Genomic DNA, 14939 nt, shown 5'->3' with positions numbered 1-14939 from the left:
GCGGGAGGAGGGCAGTGTGACGGCCGGTTCCTTCCCGGAGACGGCGGGGCGGGCGGGTGTGCCGTTCGACGGCAAGGGACTCCTCGACGTCCTCGGGGTCGCCGCCGTCGTCGTCGACGCACGCGGCCGCATCGTGCTGTGGAGCCCCCAGTCGGAGGCCCTCTTCGGCTACCGCGCGGACGAGGCCCTCGGCCGGTACGTGGCGCAGCTGATCGTCGACGCCGAGCACCGCGAGGAGGCGATGCGCCTCTTCGGCGAGGTGCTGCACGGCGGCACGACCTGGGCGGGCACCTTCCCCGTACGGCTCAAGGACGGCAGCACCCGCGCCGTCGAGTTCCGGAACATGCGGCTCACCGACGACCTGGGCGGGCTGTTCGCGCTGGGGATCGCCGCCGACCGCGCCGTCGTCGAACGGGTCGAGACCGGCCTCGCCCTCTCCGACCGGCTGGTCTCCCAGTCGCCGATCGGTCTCGCCGTCCTCGACACCGACCTGCGGTACGTCCTCGTGAACCCGGCCCTGGAGCGGATCAACGGCGTCCCGGCCGCGCTGCACATCGGCCGGCGGATCGCCGACATGCTGCCGCGGGTCGACGCGGTGGAGCTGGAGGCGGCGCTGCGCACGGTCCTCGCCACGGGCACGCCCCTGCTCGACCACCCGACGTCCGGGCGGACCCCAGCGGACCCCGAGCACGAGCACGCCTGGTCGGTGTCCTTCTACCGCCTGGACGGGCCCGAGGGCCGGGTCCTGGGGGTCGCGGCCTCGGTGATCGACGTGACCGAGCGGCACGACGCGGACGCGGAGGCGGACCGGTCGCGGCGGCGGCTCGCGCTCGTCGCGGACGCCTCGGCGCGGGTCGGCACCACCCTGGAGGTGGACCGGACGGCCGCCGAACTGGCCGGGGTCGTGGTGCCGGAGCTCGCGGACGTCGCGGCCGTCGACGTCCTCGACTCCGTCCTGGCGCTGCGCAGGCCCGGCGCTCCCGAGGCGGGCCCGGAGCTCTTCCGCGCGCTCGCGGTGAAGGCCTCGGGCCCGACGGAGGCGCTGCCGGCCGCGGACCCGCCGGGGGCGGTGGCGATGTACGGGGCGGACCGGCTCGTCACCCGCTGCGTGCACACCGGCCTTCCGGTCCTGGTCGCGCACGTCGCCCCCGGTGACCTGTCCCGGATCGCGCGGAGTCCCGAGGCGGCGGAGCAGCTCCGGCGGGCCGGGGTCCACTCCTACCTGGCGGTGCCGCTGATCGCGCGCGGGGAGGTGCTCGGCGCGCTCGACCTCAAGCGGGACCGCAATCCGCTGCCCTTCGACGGCGACGACGTGCTCCTCGCGACGGAGCTCGCGGCCCGGGCGGCGGTCAGCATCGACAACGCCCGCTGGTACCAGAGCGTGCGGAACTCGGCGGTGACGCTCCAGCGCAGCCTGCTGCCGGGCAAGCCGCCGGAGCGGGCGGGGCTGGAGGTCGCCGCCCGCTACCAGCCGGCGCAGGCGTCGAGCGAGGTCGGCGGCGACTGGTACGACGTGATCGCCCTGCCCGACGACAAGACCGCGCTCGTCGTGGGGGACGTGATGGGCAGCGGGATCGACGCGGCGGCGACGATGGGGCGGCTGCGGACGGCCACCTGCGCGTTCGCGGATCTCGACCTGTCGCCGGCGCAGGTGCTCCGGCATCTGGACCGGATCACCGCGGGTCTTGAGCACTACATCGCGACCTGTCTCTTCGCCGTGCACGACCCGCGCCTGGGCCGGATCCGGATCGCGAACGCGGGCCATCTGCCGCCCGTACGGATCCCGGCGGAGGGCCCGGCCGAGCTGGTGCGGCTCTCGACCGGCGTACCGCTGGGAGTGGGCGGCGGCACCTTCCGTACGGCCCGGGTCCCCTTCCGCCCCGGGGACGTTCTCGTGCTCTACACGGACGGGCTCGTCGAGACCCGCGACGAGGCGATCGACGACCGGCTCGCGGTGCTCGTGGGCCTGCTCGACAAGGCGCGCGGGTCCTTGGAGGAGACCTGCGACATGCTGCTGCAGGCGTTGCGGCGGCCGGGCGCACAGGACGACGTGGCGCTGCTCGTCGCCCGGAGCACGGCATGAACGCGCGGGCGGGCCGGCCGGGCCGGGAAGGCCGGGACGGTCGCAAGGACGGCAAGGACGGCCGGACGGGGCTGCGGAGCGTCGCGGGCCAGGTGTTCGCCCTGGAGGCGCTGATCGCCCTCCTGGTGATCGCGGCGGCGGTCTTCGTCATCTTCCACCAGGCGCAGCGGGACACCGAGCGGGACGCCCGGATCCGCTCGCTCGCCGTCGCGGAGGCCTTCGCGCACGCGCCGGGCGTCGACGACGCGCTGACCTCGCCGGATCCGACGGCGGCGCTCCAGAACCGGGCCGAGGCCGCCCGCCGGGCGACGGGCGTCGACTTCATCGCGGTCCTGAGCCCCGCCGGGGTGCGGTACACGGACTCGGACCCGGAGCTGATCGGCCGCAAGGCCATCGGGGACCTCTCGCGTGCCACGGTGGACGGCGATTCCTTCACGGAGCTCTTCCGGGGCGCGCCGAACGACGCGGTACGGGCCGTGGTCCCCGTGGTGGACGACCAGGGCCGGACCGTGGGCCTGGTCAGCAGCGGCATCGAGGTGGAGAGCATCACGGACGCGGTGCAGGGGCGGCTGCCGCTGCTCGCCGGCGCGGCGGTCGGCGCGCTGGCGCTCGCCGTGGGCGGGGCGGGCCTGGTGAGCAGGCGGCTGCGGCGGCAGACGCACGGCCTGGGTCCCGCCGAGATGACCCGGATGAAGGAGCACCACGAGGCGGTCCTGCACGCCGTGCGCGAAGGGGTCGTCATCGTGGGCCCCGACCACCGGCTGCTGCTCGCCAACGACGAGGCCCGCCGGCTGCTCGGCCTCACGGCGGACGCGGAGCGGCGGCACGTCTCGGAGCTCGGCCTCGATCCCCGTACGGTCGAACTCCTCACGTCCGGGCGGGCCGCCACCGACGAGGTGCACCGGGCGGGCGACCGGCTGCTCGCGGTGAGCGTGCGCCCCACCCTCACCGCCGGCGCCGAGTCCGGCAGCGTCATGACGATGCGGGACACCACCGAGCTGGCCGCCGTGACCGGCCGGGCGGCGGTGGCCCGCGGCCGGCTCCAGCTGCTGTACGAGGCGGGGGTGCGGATCGGGACGACGCTGGAGGTCGTACGGACCGCGGAGGAGCTGGCGGAGGTGGCGGTGCCGCGGTTCGCCGACTTCACGACGGTGGAGCTCCTCGAACCGGTGCTGCGCGGGGAGGAGCCCCCGGAGGACGCGGCCATGACGACGGAGATGCGGCGGACGGCGCTGAGCGGGCTGCGGCCGGACCAGCCGCTCCAGCCCGTCGGGGACACCGTCCGCTTCGACGTGCCCAGCACGCCCATGGCGAGGGCGCTGACCGCGGGGCACGCGGTGGCGCAGGCGGAGCTGGCCTCGGCGGAGGGCTGGCGGGCGCAGGACCCGGAGGGGGCCGCGCAGGCCCTCGCGTACGGGATGCACTCGCTGCTCACGGTGCCACTGCTGGCCCGTGGGGTGGTCCTCGGGATGGCCAACTTCTGGCGCGCGGACACCCCGGAGCCGTTCGGCGAGGAGGACCTGTCGTTCGCGGAGGAGCTGGCGGCGCGGGCGGCGGTGGCGATCGACAACGCCCGCCGGTTCACTCGGGAGCACGCGATGGCGGTGACGCTCCAGCGGAGTCTGCTGCCGAGGGTGCTGCCGGACCAGAGCGCGGTGGACGTGGCGTACCGCTACCTCCCGGCGAAGGCGGGGGTGGGCGGCGACTGGTTCGACGTGATCCCGCTGCCGGGGGCGCGGGTGGCGCTGGTCGTGGGGGACGTGGTGGGGCACGGGCTGCACGCGGCGGCCACGATGGGCCGGCTGCGGACGGCCGTGCACAACTTCTCGACGCTCGACGTGCCGCCGGACGAGCTCCTCGGCCATCTCGACGAGCTGACGGGCCGGATCGACCACCGGGAGAGCGAGGGCCCGGACGCCGAGGGGCGGCGGCGGGACGAGGGCATCACGGGCGCGACCTGTCTGTACGCGATCTACGACCCGGCTTCCGGGCGGTGCACGGTGGCGAGCGCGGGACATCCGGGACCGGCGCTCGTGGACCCGGACGGCCGGGTCGAGTTCCCGGAGCTGTCCCCGGGGCTGCCGCTCGGGCTCGGTCTGGGCGACGTGCCGTTCGAGACGACGGAGCTGCGGCTGCCGGAGGGGAGCAAGCTGGTGCTCTTCACCGACGGGCTCCTGGAGGACCGGGGGCGGGACCTGGACACGGGGCTCACGCTGCTGGGGTCCACGCTCGCGCGCCCGGACCGGAGCCCGGAGCAGACCTGCGCGGACGTCCTGGCGACGCTGCTCTCGCCCTCGCCGCGCGACGACATCGCGCTGCTCGTGGCGCAGACCCGGCTGCTCGCCCCGGAGCGGATCGCGGAGTGGGAGGTGGCGCGGGACCCGTCGGCGGTCTCGCCCGTACGGAACGCGGCGGCGGCGAAGCTGTCGGAGTGGGGGCTCGACGGGCTCGCGTTCACGGCGGAGCTGATCCTCAGCGAGCTGATCACGAACGCGGTGCGGTACGGCGCCGATCCGGTCCGGGTGCGGCTCCTCCACGACCGCACGCTGATCTGCGAGGTCTCGGACGGCAGCAGCACGTCGCCGCACCTGCGGCACGCGACGACGACCGACGAGGGCGGGCGCGGGCTGTATCTGGTGGCGCAGTACGCGGAGCGCTGGGGCACCAGGTACGCCCGGCGCGGCAAGACGATCTGGGCCGAGCTGCGGGCGGACGACACGGACGCGGAGCCGACGGCGGCGGTGGTGCCGGACCTGGACGCGCTGGAGGACCTGGCCTGGTGAGGGAAGGGCCTGGTGAGGAGGGGGGACCTTCCGGGGGTCCGTGGTATACCAATGACTGGTATACCAATCAGCCGCGCCCCTCGCCCCGCCCCGCCTCGCCCTCAAGGAGACCCCGTGACCCCGCCGCCGCTCCGTACCGCGACCGTGTTCCACGACGTACGGCCCTTCGGGGGCCCGGTCCGCGAGCTGATCGCCGTGGACGGGCTGCTCGTGGACGAGGTCCCGCCGGGGGCGGACGTCGAGCGGGTCGACGGGGGCGGCCGGCTGGCCCTGCCGACCCTGGTCGACGCGCACATCCACCCCGACAAGACGTCCTGGGGAGAGCCCTGGCACAGCAGGCGGCCGGCGCACGGCATCGCCGAGTACGTCACCGGGGACGTGGAACTCGCCCGCGCGCTCCCGACCCCGGTGGCCGAGCGGGCGCTGCGGCTGATGTCCCACGCGGCGGCCCACGGCACCCGGGCGATGCGCGCCCACGCGGACGTGGCCCCGGCCTACGGCCTGTCCGGGATCGAGGGGGTCGCCGAGGCGGCCCGGAAGCTGGCCGGGATCGTCGACGTGGAGCTCGTCGCCTTCCCGCAGCACGGGGTGGTCCGCACCCCGGGGGCGGCCGAGCTCCTGGCGGAGGCCGCCGCGAGCGGTCTCGTCAGCCACATCGGCGGCATCGACCCGGCCGGCTTCGACACGGAAGGGGACCGGGAGGGCGACCAGCTCGGCACGGTCTTCGCCCTCGCGGAGAAGCACGGCCTCGGGCTCGACATCCACCTCCACGACCGGGGCGAGCAGGGCCGCCTCGTCCCGCTGCGGGACATCGCCGCCCGCACCCGCGCCCTCGGCCTCCAGGGCCGGGTGAGCGTCGCGCACGCCTTCGCGGTCGCCGGCCTGACCGAGCGGGAGCTGGACGAGACGGCGGACCTGCTCGCCGAGGCGGGGATCTCCCTCACCACGGTCGCCCTGTCGGTGACGACGATCCTGCCGTTCCGGCGGCTCGCGGAGCGCGGGGTACGGGTCGGGCTCGGCTCGGACGGGGTCCGGGACAGCTGGAGCCCGTTCGGCAACGCGGACATGCTGCACCGCGCCTGGCTCGCCGCCTGGGCCCTGGACGCGCGGCTCGACGAGGAACTGGAGGCCTGCTTCCGGCTCGCGGCCGACGGGGGCGCGGAGCTCCTCGGCCTCCCGGAGGCGGACCTCCGCACGGGCTCCCCCGCCGACTTCATGCTCGTGGACGGCGAGTGCCTGCCGCAGGTGGTGGTCGACCAGCCGCGCCGCGACCTGGTGGTCCGCGCGGGCCGGGTGGTGGCGAGGGACGGACGCCTGGTCTGACGGCCCGCGAGGTCTGCGAGGTCTGCGAGGATCGAGACTCGCCCCCCCAACCCCTGGAGCCCTCCCCATGACGAGCCCCCGCCCCGCCGCCCCACCCGCCGGGGACACCCCCCGGTCCCTGCGGGAGCGGGTCTACGAGGAGCTGCGCGAGCGGATCATCGAGGCGGAGTTCCCGGCGGGGACGCGGCTCGTGGAGCGGGAGATCGCCGAGGAGCTGCGGGTCTCCCGGGTGCCGGTGCGGGAGGCGATGCAGCGCCTCGAAGCGGAGGGCTTCCTCTCGGTGCGGCCGCGCCGGGGCTCGGTGGTGACGGAGTTCGGACCGGAGGACGCCGAGCACCTCTTCGACGTACGGGAGAACCTGGAGGGCCTGGCGGCCCGCCTCGCCGCGCGGCACGCGGGCGAGCAGGAGCTCCGCGCCCTGGAGGAGCTCCTCGCCCGGGCGAGGGCGGCGGCGGAGTCCGGCCGCCTCCGTGAGGCCGTCTCGCTCAACGCCGACTTCCACCGGGCCGTCGTCGGGCTCTCCGGCAATCCGCTCCTGGTGGAGCTGATGGCCCCGCTCGACTCCCGCCTGCGCCGCCTCTTCCGGCTCACCTCGGCCGTGTCGGACGGCGAACCGATGTGCGGCGCCCACGAGCGGCTGTACGAGGCGATCCGCGACCGCGACGAGGCCGTCGCGGAGTCCCTGGCCCGCGCCCACGTCGCGGCCACCCGCGCCTCGGCCCTGCGGCTGCTGAACGACCGGCGGAACCAGGCCGGTTGACCCGGCTCGGCCGCTGTGCGCGGATGTCACCGCGAGCGGCAGCGTCTCGCGGCCGAACCCCGACCGGGTCACCTCCCTGACGCCCCTGTCGGCCCTTCCCGCACTGGTCGCGGCGTCGGCTACGCGCCGGCCCTGCGCCGCCTGCGCGCAGAACACCCGAACCCTCTAGCCCACCTTCCGCAGGGCCGTGCGAACCGCCTCCAGGTCGCCGTCCGAGGCCAGTCCCGCGTGGTAGAGCCGGAGTTCGGTGGCGCCCTCGTCGCGGGCCCGTTCGGCATCGTGGGCCAGGTGTGCGGGGGCGCCGCCCATGCCGGTGACGACGGAGAGGTTGGCCGCGAGGACGGTGCCGGGGCGGGCGTGGGCCGCGAAGGCGGCGAGCTTCGGGGGGCGGGCGACCACGCCGTCCGCGAGGGCGAGGACGTGCGCCGGGTCCGTGCCGGCGTCGGCGCCGCAGCGGTACGGGTCGGGGTCGGCGTGCAGCAGGACGCGGAAGCCGGGCGGGGCTGCGGCCCGTACGGCGGCCACGGCGGCCTCCTGGAAGGAGCGGGCGGTCGCGGCGCGCCAGGCCAGGGCGGGGGCCTCCAGGTCGCCGAGTCCGCGCGCCGGGCCGGTGCCGGACCAGACGGGTGCGAGGGCGTGGCGGACGGCGGCGGCCAGTTCGTCGGGGTCGGCGCCCCCGTTCCCGTACCCCTCGCGGCAGGAGGGGCAGAAGCAGAGGGACATCAGGAGCTGCTCGCGCTCGCCGAGCGGGACTCCGGAGGTCTTGTCGTGGGCGTGCAGATGGGCGAGGCCGTACCAGCCGCAGGACTCCAGCTCGGTGCCGGCCGCGCCGGGGCGGACGGCGGCCTCGGCCGCGAGGTCGACGAGGTGGGCGCGGACGTCGGGGCGGGCGACGCAGGGGGCCCAGGGGTAGCGGTCGCCGTAGGCGTTGACGACGGAGGTCTCGGGGTGTTCGGCGCCGAGCCGGGAGTTGTGGGCGAGGACGACCCAGCTGTGGACGTCGAGGCCGGTGCCGGCGAGGGCCTCGGCGGCCCGGCCGTAGGAGTCGCCGGGGGCCCACTCCCCCGCCGGGTACGGGCGGAGCGCGCGGCCGGCCCAGCGGTCCGGGTCCGGCGGGTAGAGCACGGCGGCGTGCTCGGCGGTGACGATCCGGTGGGCCGGGTGGCGGGGGCTGAGCGCCCGGGTGGAGTGGTAGGCGGCGGCGAGGGTGACCTGCGCGATGCCGAGCTCCGCGAGGAGTGCGGGCGCGGCGGGGTCGCCGTCGACGTCCCAGGGGTAGAGGAAGGCGCCGGCTCGCAGGCCCGTCCCCCCGGCGCTCACGCCCCGGCCTCCTTGAGGAGGGCGCGGCCGCGCTCGACGAGGCGGGCGAGTTCCGCGAGGTGTTCGGGGGCGGGCTCGCTCAGCGGCGGTCGTACCTCTCCGACGTCCAGGCCTCCCATCCGTACGGCCGCCTTGACGAGCGAGACGGCGTATCCCCGGCCCTGGGAGCGGAGTTCGACGAGGGGCCGGTAGAAGCCGTCGACGAGCAGGTTCACGGTGTCGTCGTCACCGGTGGCGAGGGCGCGGTGGAAGGCGAGGGCGAGGTCGGGGGCGAAGCAGAAAACGGCGGAGGAGTAGAGGGTGACGCCGATGCCCCGGTAGGCGGCGCAGGTGAGTTCGGCGGTCGGCAGGCCGTTGAAGTAGAGCAGGTCGAGGCCCTCGGCGCGGACGGCGCTGACGATGCGCTGCATGAGGTCGAGGTCGCCGAGGCCGTCCTTGATGCCGATGACGCCGTCGGTGCGGGCGAGGGCGACGGCGGTCGCGGGGGTGAGGATCGCGTTGTCCCGCTGGTAGACGATCACGTCGAGCGAGGTGGCGGCCGCGAGTTCGGTGTAGTGGCGCAGGAGCCCGGCCTGGTCGGCCACGACGAGGTACGGGGGCATGGCGAGGAGTCCGTCGGCGCCGGCCTCCTCGGCGAGCCGCGCGTACTGGATCGCGAGCGCGGTGCCGTAGCCGGCTCCGGCGACGACGGGGACGCGGCCGGCGGTCTCCTCGACGGCGGCGGCGACGCAGATCCGGAACTCCTCCGGGGTGAGGGCGTGGAACTCGCCCGTGCCGCAGCAGGCGAACACGGCGGCCGCGCCCGCGTCGACGCCCGCGCGGACGTGGGCGCGGAAGGCGTCGAGGTCGAGGGAGCCGTCGGGCGCGAAGGCGGTGACGGGGAAGAAGAGCAGGCCGTCGAGCCGGCCGGCGAGCGGGGCAGTGGTCACGGTCGCTCCCAGGGAAGTCCGTCGTGCACAGTTCTGACTGTCATCCATATTCTTGAACACCGACGTCCCGCACGCTAGAACAGCCCGGAAGCGCCGGTCAAGGAGAAGACGCGCCTTATCGCACCCTCTTGACGCTCCGTCGGGCGGCTCCCTAGCGTGTCCACGGTTGTGAACGACACCCAGCCCCATGGCACTCGGCGATGGCACTCGACGGAGGAGAACCACTCCATGTCCGCACCCCGCACCGTCCTCCTCACCGGCGCCGCCGGCGGCGTCGGCACGCTGATGCGGGAGCTGCTGCCCCCGTACGGCTACGAGCTCCGCCTCCTGGACGTCGTCCCCGTGCGGGGGGAGCCGAACGCGATCGTCGCCGACCTCGCGGACCGTGCGGCGCTGCGCGAGGCGGTCCGGGGCGTGGACGCGATCGTGCACCTGGCGGGCATCTCCCTGGAGGCCGACTTCGAGAAGATCGTGGCAGCCAACATCGCCGGGACGTACAACCTCTACGAGGCCGCCCGCGAGGAGGGCGTCCGACGCGTGGTGTTCGCCTCCAGCAACCACGCCGTCGGCTTCACCCGGCAGCCGCGCGAGGGCGAACCGCTGATCCCCGTCGACACCCCGCACCGCCCCGACACCTTCTACGGCCTCTCCAAGTGCTTCGGCGAGGACCTGGCCCAGCTCTACTGGGACCTGCACGGCATCGAGACGGTCTCCGTACGCATCGGCTCCTGCTTCCCCGAGCCCACCTCGGTGCGGATGCTCTCCATGTGGCTCAGCCCTGCGGACTGCGCCCGCCTCCTGCACGCCACGCTCACCGCCGAGGGCGTGGCCCACACGGTCGCCTACGGCTCCTCCGCCAACACCCGCGCCTGGTGGGACCTCTCCACGGCCCGGGCGCTCGGCTACGACCCGCAGGACGACTCGGAGGTCCACGCGGAGAAGCTGATCGCCGCCCGGGGCCTCCCCGAGAAGGGCAGCGCCGACGACCTCTACCTGGGCGGCCACTTCTGCGTAAACCCGCCGCGCTGGCCGCACTGAGCCGGTAGACATGCACCGGCAGCCCCGAGGCCGCCGCGAAACCGAACGGAAGGAGGGCCGCCGTGCCCAGCCCCCGACCCCTCGCCCTGGTGACCGGAGTCGGCCGTACCGTCGGCATCGGCGCGGGCATCGCCCACCGCCTCGCGGAGTCCGGCTGGGACCTCGCCCTCACCTACTGGACCCCCTACGACCTGCGCATGCCCTGGGGCGTCGAAGCGAAAGCCGTCGAGGCGATCACCCGGGACCTCGCCGACCGGGGCGCGACCGCCCTCGCCGTCGAGGCCGACCTCGCCGACCCCGAGGCCCCCGCGCGCGTCTTCGACGCCGCCGAGGAGGGACTCGGGCGCCCGGTCACCGCCCTCGTCATGTGCCACTGCGAGTCCGTCGACTCCGGACTGCTCGACACGACGGTGGAGAGCTTCGACCGCCACTTCGCCGTCAACACCCGCGCCTCGTGGCTGCTGATCCGGGAGTACGGCCGGCGCTTCGCCGGTCCCCCCGGCTCCGGCCGGATCGTCGCCCTGACCAGCGACCACACCGTGGGGAACCTTCCCTACGGCGCGAGCAAGGGCGCCCTGGACCGCATCACCCTGGCCGCCGCGCGCGAGCTCGCCCACCTCGGGGTCACCGCCAACGTCGTGAATCCGGGCCCCGTGGACACGGGCTGGATGACGGAGGAGCTGCGGGAGGAGATGGTCCGGCAGACCCCGCTCGGGCGCCTCGGCACCCCGCGGGACACCGCACATCTGGTGGACTTCCTCTGCTCGCCCGAGGGGCAGTGGATCAACGGCCAGTTGCTGATGAGCAACGGCGGTCTGGCCTGAGCAGGGATACGCAGGACCCGGCCGGACTTATACGGGGGAGCCGGCCGGGGCCCGGGTCACGGTGCGCGCTGGCAGACCGGACATGTCCACGTTAAGTGGCGACGAAGATCATCGCGAGCCGCGGAACGCGGCCTCTGTCCGGATTGCGCGGCCCGCTCGCCGGTCCGCCCCTCAGCCGGACGCGCGCAGGGTATGGGACGGGGACTCGCCGTACTTCTCCCGGTAGCGGGCGGCGAACCGGCCCTGGTGGGCGAAGCCCCAGCGCCAGGCCACCTCGCTCACGGTGACCTCGTCCGGCGCGGCCGCGCGCAGCTCCTCGCGGACCCGGTCGAGGCGGACCTCGCGCACGTACGCCATCGGCGACATCCCCACGTACTCCCGGAAGGACTCCTGGAGGCGGCGCACGCTCACCCGGGCCAGGGCCGCGAGTTCGGTCGTCGTGAACGGGTGCTCCGGGCGCTCCCGCACCGCGTCCATCGCGCGCTTGACGGGGGCCGGGCGGCGCGCCTCCCCCGGGTGGGCGAGCGCCTCGCGCCAGGGGTGCTCCGCGGCCAGGAGCAGGCCGTTGAGCAGCGCCTCCTGGAGCGGCCGCGCGACCAGCTCGTGCCGGGCGAGCCCCTCCCCCGCGAGCGCCTCGAAGGCGACCTGGCGGGCGAAGCGGACCCAGCTCAGGCCGGGGCCGCGCGTGATGTCCAGACGGGGCGCGAAGGCGAGCGGGCCGCTCGCGGGGCGGCCGAGCAGCCGCTCCAGGCGGTCGCGCAGCTCGGCCGCGCCGATCTTCACCGAGAGGGTCCGGCAGTCCCCGGTCCAGCGGTCGAGGAAGGTGTCCCCCGCCGGGTCGAGCAGCAGCGCCTCGGTGGCCGTCGCGACGACCGGGGGCCCGCTGCCCTGGCGCATCTCCATCCGGCCGCTGAGCGGCGCGTTCAGGTGGTACGCGCCGAGCTCCCCGAAGCTCATCCGCACGTCGGCCCCGCAGCTCAGGTCCCCTATGACCAGCGGCCCGAGCGCGACGGTGTCGAACCGCGCCGCGAAGGGCCGCCGCTCCCGGTCGACGACGTCCATCCGGTTCGCGTAGTAGCGCGCGTCGAGCTCCTCGCGCGCCTCGTCGACGTCCCCCGTGCGGAACGAACTCCCATCCACTGCACCCATGGGCCGAAAGAGTATGCAAAAGAATATTCGTATGACGGATCGGACCGGGAAAGGCAGGATGCCCGGCATGCCGAGACCCCAGGGATTCACCTACGAGCGCCGCCGCGACGGCTCCGTCGTCCTCACCCACCACGGACGCGCCGCGGGCGTGCTGCGCGGCGGGCGGGCCGAGAAGTTCCTCGCGGAGGTGGAGTCGGGTGACGCCCAGCTGGTCATGGCCCGGTGGACGGGCGCTTACCGCTTCGGCAACGAACGGCAGGCCAGGAACCATCCGCGTAACCAAGGTGGCCGAACCGGGCGAGGGTAAGGGAACGGCAAAGCCGTCCGGATCGTTACCCCTGGCATGACCGCTATGACCCCCGGCTCGAACATCCCTCTCACCGCCGCGCGCGTGGCGGTGGACGTCGCCGCCCCGGTGCGGCTCGACGTCTCGGGCCTGCTGCTCGGCGCCAACGGCAAGGTGCGCTCGGACGACGACTTCATCTTCTACAACCAGCCCGCCGGGCCCGGTGTGACCTACCGCTCCGGCGGCGGCACCGCGCCCGACGCGATCGTGGTGGACACGGGCGCGCTCCCGGCCGGCATCGAGAGGATCGTCGTCACGGCGAGCCCCGACGCCCCGGGCCAGACCTTCCAGGGCATCGAGCCCACGGCGACCGTGCGCAACGCGGACGACGGCAGCGTCCTCGCCACCTTCACCCCGCCGCAGCTCGCCACCGAGACCGCTTTGGTCGTCGTCGAGATCTACCTGCGCAACGGCGCGTGGAAGGCCCGCGCCGTGGGCCAGGGCTACGCGAACGGTCTGGCCGGCATCGCGACGGACTTCGGCGTCTCCGTGGACGACGAGCCCGCCGCCGCCGCCCCGGCCGCGGCCGCGCCGGTCGCGTCCGCCCCCGTCGCCCCGCCCGCCCCCGTCGCGCCGCCGGTGGCGCCCCCTGTCCCGCCGGCGCCGCCCGTCGCCCCGGTGGACCCCCGGATCGCGGCCACCACCCCGTCCGCTCCCCCGGCTCCCGCCCCCAGCGGCAAGATCAACCTCGACAAGGGCCGGGTGAGCCTCCAGAAGAACCAGACGGTGTCCCTGGTCAAGGGCGGTCGGCCGCTGCTCTCCCAGGTCAAGATGGGCCTGGGCTGGGAGCCCGCCTACCGCGGCAAGGACATCGACCTGGACGCCTCCGTCATCGCGTACGGGCCGCAGCGCAACCACCTGGACAGCTGCTACTTCGGCAAGCTGTCCATCCTCAACGGCTCGATCAAGCACTCCGGCGACAACCTCACGGGCGAGGGCGCGGGCGACGACGAGGTGATCGTCGTCGACCTCGGCCGGCTGCCCGCCGACGCCACCGGCCTGGTCTTCACGGTCAACTCCTTCTCCGGCCAGAAGTTCACCGAGGTCGCCAAGGCCTACTGCCGGCTGATGGACGCCGCGACCGGCGAGGAGCTGGTCCGCTTCGACCTCACCACCGCCGAGCCGCAGACCGGCGTGATGATGGCCAAGCTGATCAAGCAGTTCACCGGCGAGTGGGAGATGACGGCGATGGGCGAGTTCGTGAAGTCGCGGACGGTCCGGGGCATGGTGAAGCCCGCCGCCCAGTCGCTCTGAGCAGCGGGCTTTCCTCCCGCGCCGCTACGAGAACCCTGACGGGAACCCTTACGAGAACCCTTACGAGAACAGGGCGCTGTAGCCGTTGAGGGCGGGCTGGCCGCCGAGGTGGGCGTAGAGAACGGTCGAGTCCCGGCCGATCTCTCCCCGCTCCACCAGGTCGACCAGGCCCGCCATCGACTTCCCCTCGTACACCGGGTCGGTGATCATGCCCTCGGTGCGGGCGGCGAGCCGCATTGCGTCGAGGGTGGCCTCGTCCGGGAGGCCGTACACCCCGGCGTGGTAGCGCTCGTCCAGCTCGACGTCGGCCGCCGTCACCTCGCGCTCGACGCCGATGAGGGCGGCGGTGTCCCGGGCGATCCGGGTGATCTGCTCGTGCGTCGGGCCGGGCTTCGCCGAGGCGTCGATGCCGACGATCCGGCGGGCCGGTCCGCCCTCCTCGGCGAGCGCGGCGAAGCCGGCGACCATCCCGGCCTGGGTGGAGCCGGTCACCGAGCAGACGACCACCGTGTCGAAGAAGACGCCGAGCTCGCGCTCCTGCTCGGCCACCTCGTACGCCCAGTTCGCGAAGCCGAGACCGCCGAGCGGGTGGTCGGAGGCGCCCGCCGGGATCGCGTACGGCTTCCCGCCGCCCTCCTCGACCTCCCGCAGGGCCTGCTCCCAGCTCTCCTTGAAGCCGATGCCGAAGCCCGCCCGCACGAGGCGCACGTCGGCGCCGGCGAGGCGGCTGATCAGGATGTTGCCGACCTTGTCGTAGACGGGGTCCGGCCAGTCGACCCAGCTCTCCTGCACGAGGACGCAGCGCAGCCCGGCGCGGGCGGCGACGGCGGCGACCTGGCGGGTGTGGTTGGACTGGACCCCGCCGATGGAGACGAGGGTGTCGCAGCCCTGGGCGAGGGCGTCGGCGACCAGGTACTCCAGCTTGCGGGTCTTGTTCCCGCCGTACGCGACGCCGGAGTTGCAGTCCTCGCGCTTGGCCCAGAGGGTGGCGCCGCCGAGGTGGTGGCTGAGCCGTTCGAGGGGGTGGACCGGGGAGGGTCCGAAGAGGAGCGGGTAGCGTGCGAAATCGGTGATCGGCAAAACGGCTCCCGGTGGGTGAGGGCTGCTAGGGCGTGTTTCGAAAGTGGCGT

General features: G+C 74.6%; 12 protein-coding genes. 8 read left to right on the top strand and 4 right to left on the bottom strand.

The window, feature by feature from the left end; genetic code table 11:
* Positions 1-16 precede the first annotated feature (16 nt).
* The 4 genes from ASC82_RS13015 to ASC82_RS13000 all read left to right on the top strand — a co-directional run bounded on the left by ASC82_RS13015 (position 17) and on the right by ASC82_RS13000 (position 6949).
* A complete protein-coding gene (locus tag ASC82_RS13015; RefSeq protein WP_056646099.1) occupies positions 17-2083 on the top strand; it encodes a SpoIIE family protein phosphatase in 2067 nt (688 codons plus the stop codon).
* Complete coding sequence (locus ASC82_RS13010) at positions 2080-4866, top strand: SpoIIE family protein phosphatase/ATP-binding protein (protein ID WP_056646096.1); 2787 nt, start codon at positions 2080-2082, stop codon at positions 4864-4866. Before ASC82_RS13015 ends, ASC82_RS13010 begins: the two co-directional genes overlap by 4 nt.
* A 114-nt stretch (positions 4867-4980) precedes the next feature.
* Positions 4981-6189, top strand: coding sequence for an amidohydrolase (locus tag ASC82_RS13005; RefSeq protein ID WP_056646092.1), 1209 nt, complete (start codon positions 4981-4983; stop codon positions 6187-6189).
* A gap of 67 nt (positions 6190-6256) precedes the next feature.
* Entirely contained in the window at positions 6257-6949 is a 693-nt protein-coding gene (locus ASC82_RS13000) for a GntR family transcriptional regulator (RefSeq protein ID WP_056646088.1), read from the top strand.
* Between the two features lie 165 nt (positions 6950-7114).
* Here the strand turns inward: ASC82_RS13000 and ASC82_RS12995 are convergent, their stop codons facing one another.
* Together ASC82_RS12995 and ASC82_RS12990 are read right to left on the bottom strand one after the other, a co-directional pair.
* Entirely contained in the window at positions 7115-8248 is a 1134-nt protein-coding gene (locus tag ASC82_RS12995; protein ID WP_056646413.1) for a hypothetical protein, read from the bottom strand.
* 17 nt (positions 8249-8265) lie between these two features.
* On the bottom strand, positions 8266-9198 hold the full coding sequence (locus ASC82_RS12990; RefSeq protein WP_056646084.1) for a 5-dehydro-4-deoxyglucarate dehydratase: 933 nt from the start codon (positions 9196-9198) through the stop codon (positions 8266-8268).
* A gap of 228 nt (positions 9199-9426) precedes the next feature.
* Between ASC82_RS12990 and ASC82_RS12985 the strand changes: the two genes are divergently transcribed.
* Entirely contained in the window at positions 9427-10236 is an 810-nt protein-coding gene (locus ASC82_RS12985; RefSeq protein WP_056646080.1) for an NAD(P)-dependent oxidoreductase, read from the top strand.
* Between the two features lie 62 nt (positions 10237-10298).
* Entirely contained in the window at positions 10299-11060 is a 762-nt protein-coding gene (locus tag ASC82_RS12980; protein WP_056646076.1) for an SDR family oxidoreductase, read from the top strand.
* A 171-nt stretch (positions 11061-11231) separates the two neighbouring features.
* Here ASC82_RS12980 and ASC82_RS12975 read toward each other — a convergent pair whose 3' ends face one another.
* Positions 11232-12209 carry an AraC family transcriptional regulator gene (locus ASC82_RS12975; RefSeq protein WP_056646074.1) on the bottom strand — a complete coding sequence of 326 codons (978 nt, stop codon included), beginning with the start codon at positions 12207-12209 and terminating at the stop codon, positions 11232-11234.
* A gap of 67 nt (positions 12210-12276) precedes the next feature.
* Here ASC82_RS12975 and ASC82_RS12970 point away from each other — a divergent pair, with 67 nt between their 5' ends.
* Both ASC82_RS12970 and ASC82_RS12965 read left to right on the top strand, forming a co-directional pair.
* Positions 12277-12516, top strand: a complete 240-nt coding sequence (locus tag ASC82_RS12970; protein WP_056646410.1) for a hypothetical protein — start codon at positions 12277-12279, stop codon at positions 12514-12516.
* A 36-nt stretch (positions 12517-12552) separates the two neighbouring features.
* Entirely contained in the window at positions 12553-13809 is a 1257-nt protein-coding gene (locus ASC82_RS12965) for a TerD family protein (protein ID WP_199862522.1), read from the top strand.
* 60 nt (positions 13810-13869) lie between these two features.
* On the opposite strand, the gene ASC82_RS12960 is transcribed toward ASC82_RS12965, so the two are convergent.
* Positions 13870-14889, bottom strand: a complete 1020-nt coding sequence (locus ASC82_RS12960) for a 1-aminocyclopropane-1-carboxylate deaminase (RefSeq protein WP_056646068.1) — start codon at positions 14887-14889, stop codon at positions 13870-13872.
* Between the last annotated feature and the right edge of the window lie 50 nt (positions 14890-14939).

The organism is Streptomyces sp. Root431 (assembly GCF_001426585.1).
Classification (GTDB): Bacteria; Actinomycetota; Actinomycetes; order Streptomycetales; family Streptomycetaceae; genus Streptomyces; species Streptomyces stackebrandtii.
The sequence above is the reverse complement of the archived record's forward strand: the minus strand, read 5'-3'. Positions and strand labels throughout refer to the sequence as shown.

Excerpts from the sequence above, each read along its gene's own strand:
- ASC82_RS12985 (WP_056646080.1), top strand. The coding sequence starts at position 9,427 with ATGTCCGCACCCCGCACCGTCCTCCTCACCGGCGCCGCCGGCGGCGTC.
- ASC82_RS12965 (WP_199862522.1), top strand. The coding sequence starts at position 12,553 with ATGACCGCTATGACCCCCGGCTCGAACATCCCTCTCACCGCCGCGCGC.
- ASC82_RS12970 (WP_056646410.1), top strand. The coding sequence starts at position 12,277 with ATGCCGAGACCCCAGGGATTCACCTACGAGCGCCGCCGCGACGGCTCC.
- ASC82_RS12975 (WP_056646074.1), bottom strand. The coding sequence starts at position 12,209 with ATGGGTGCAGTGGATGGGAGTTCGTTCCGCACGGGGGACGTCGACGAG.
- ASC82_RS13010 (WP_056646096.1), top strand. The coding sequence starts at position 2,080 with ATGAACGCGCGGGCGGGCCGGCCGGGCCGGGAAGGCCGGGACGGTCGC.
- ASC82_RS13000 (WP_056646088.1), top strand. The coding sequence starts at position 6,257 with ATGACGAGCCCCCGCCCCGCCGCCCCACCCGCCGGGGACACCCCCCGG.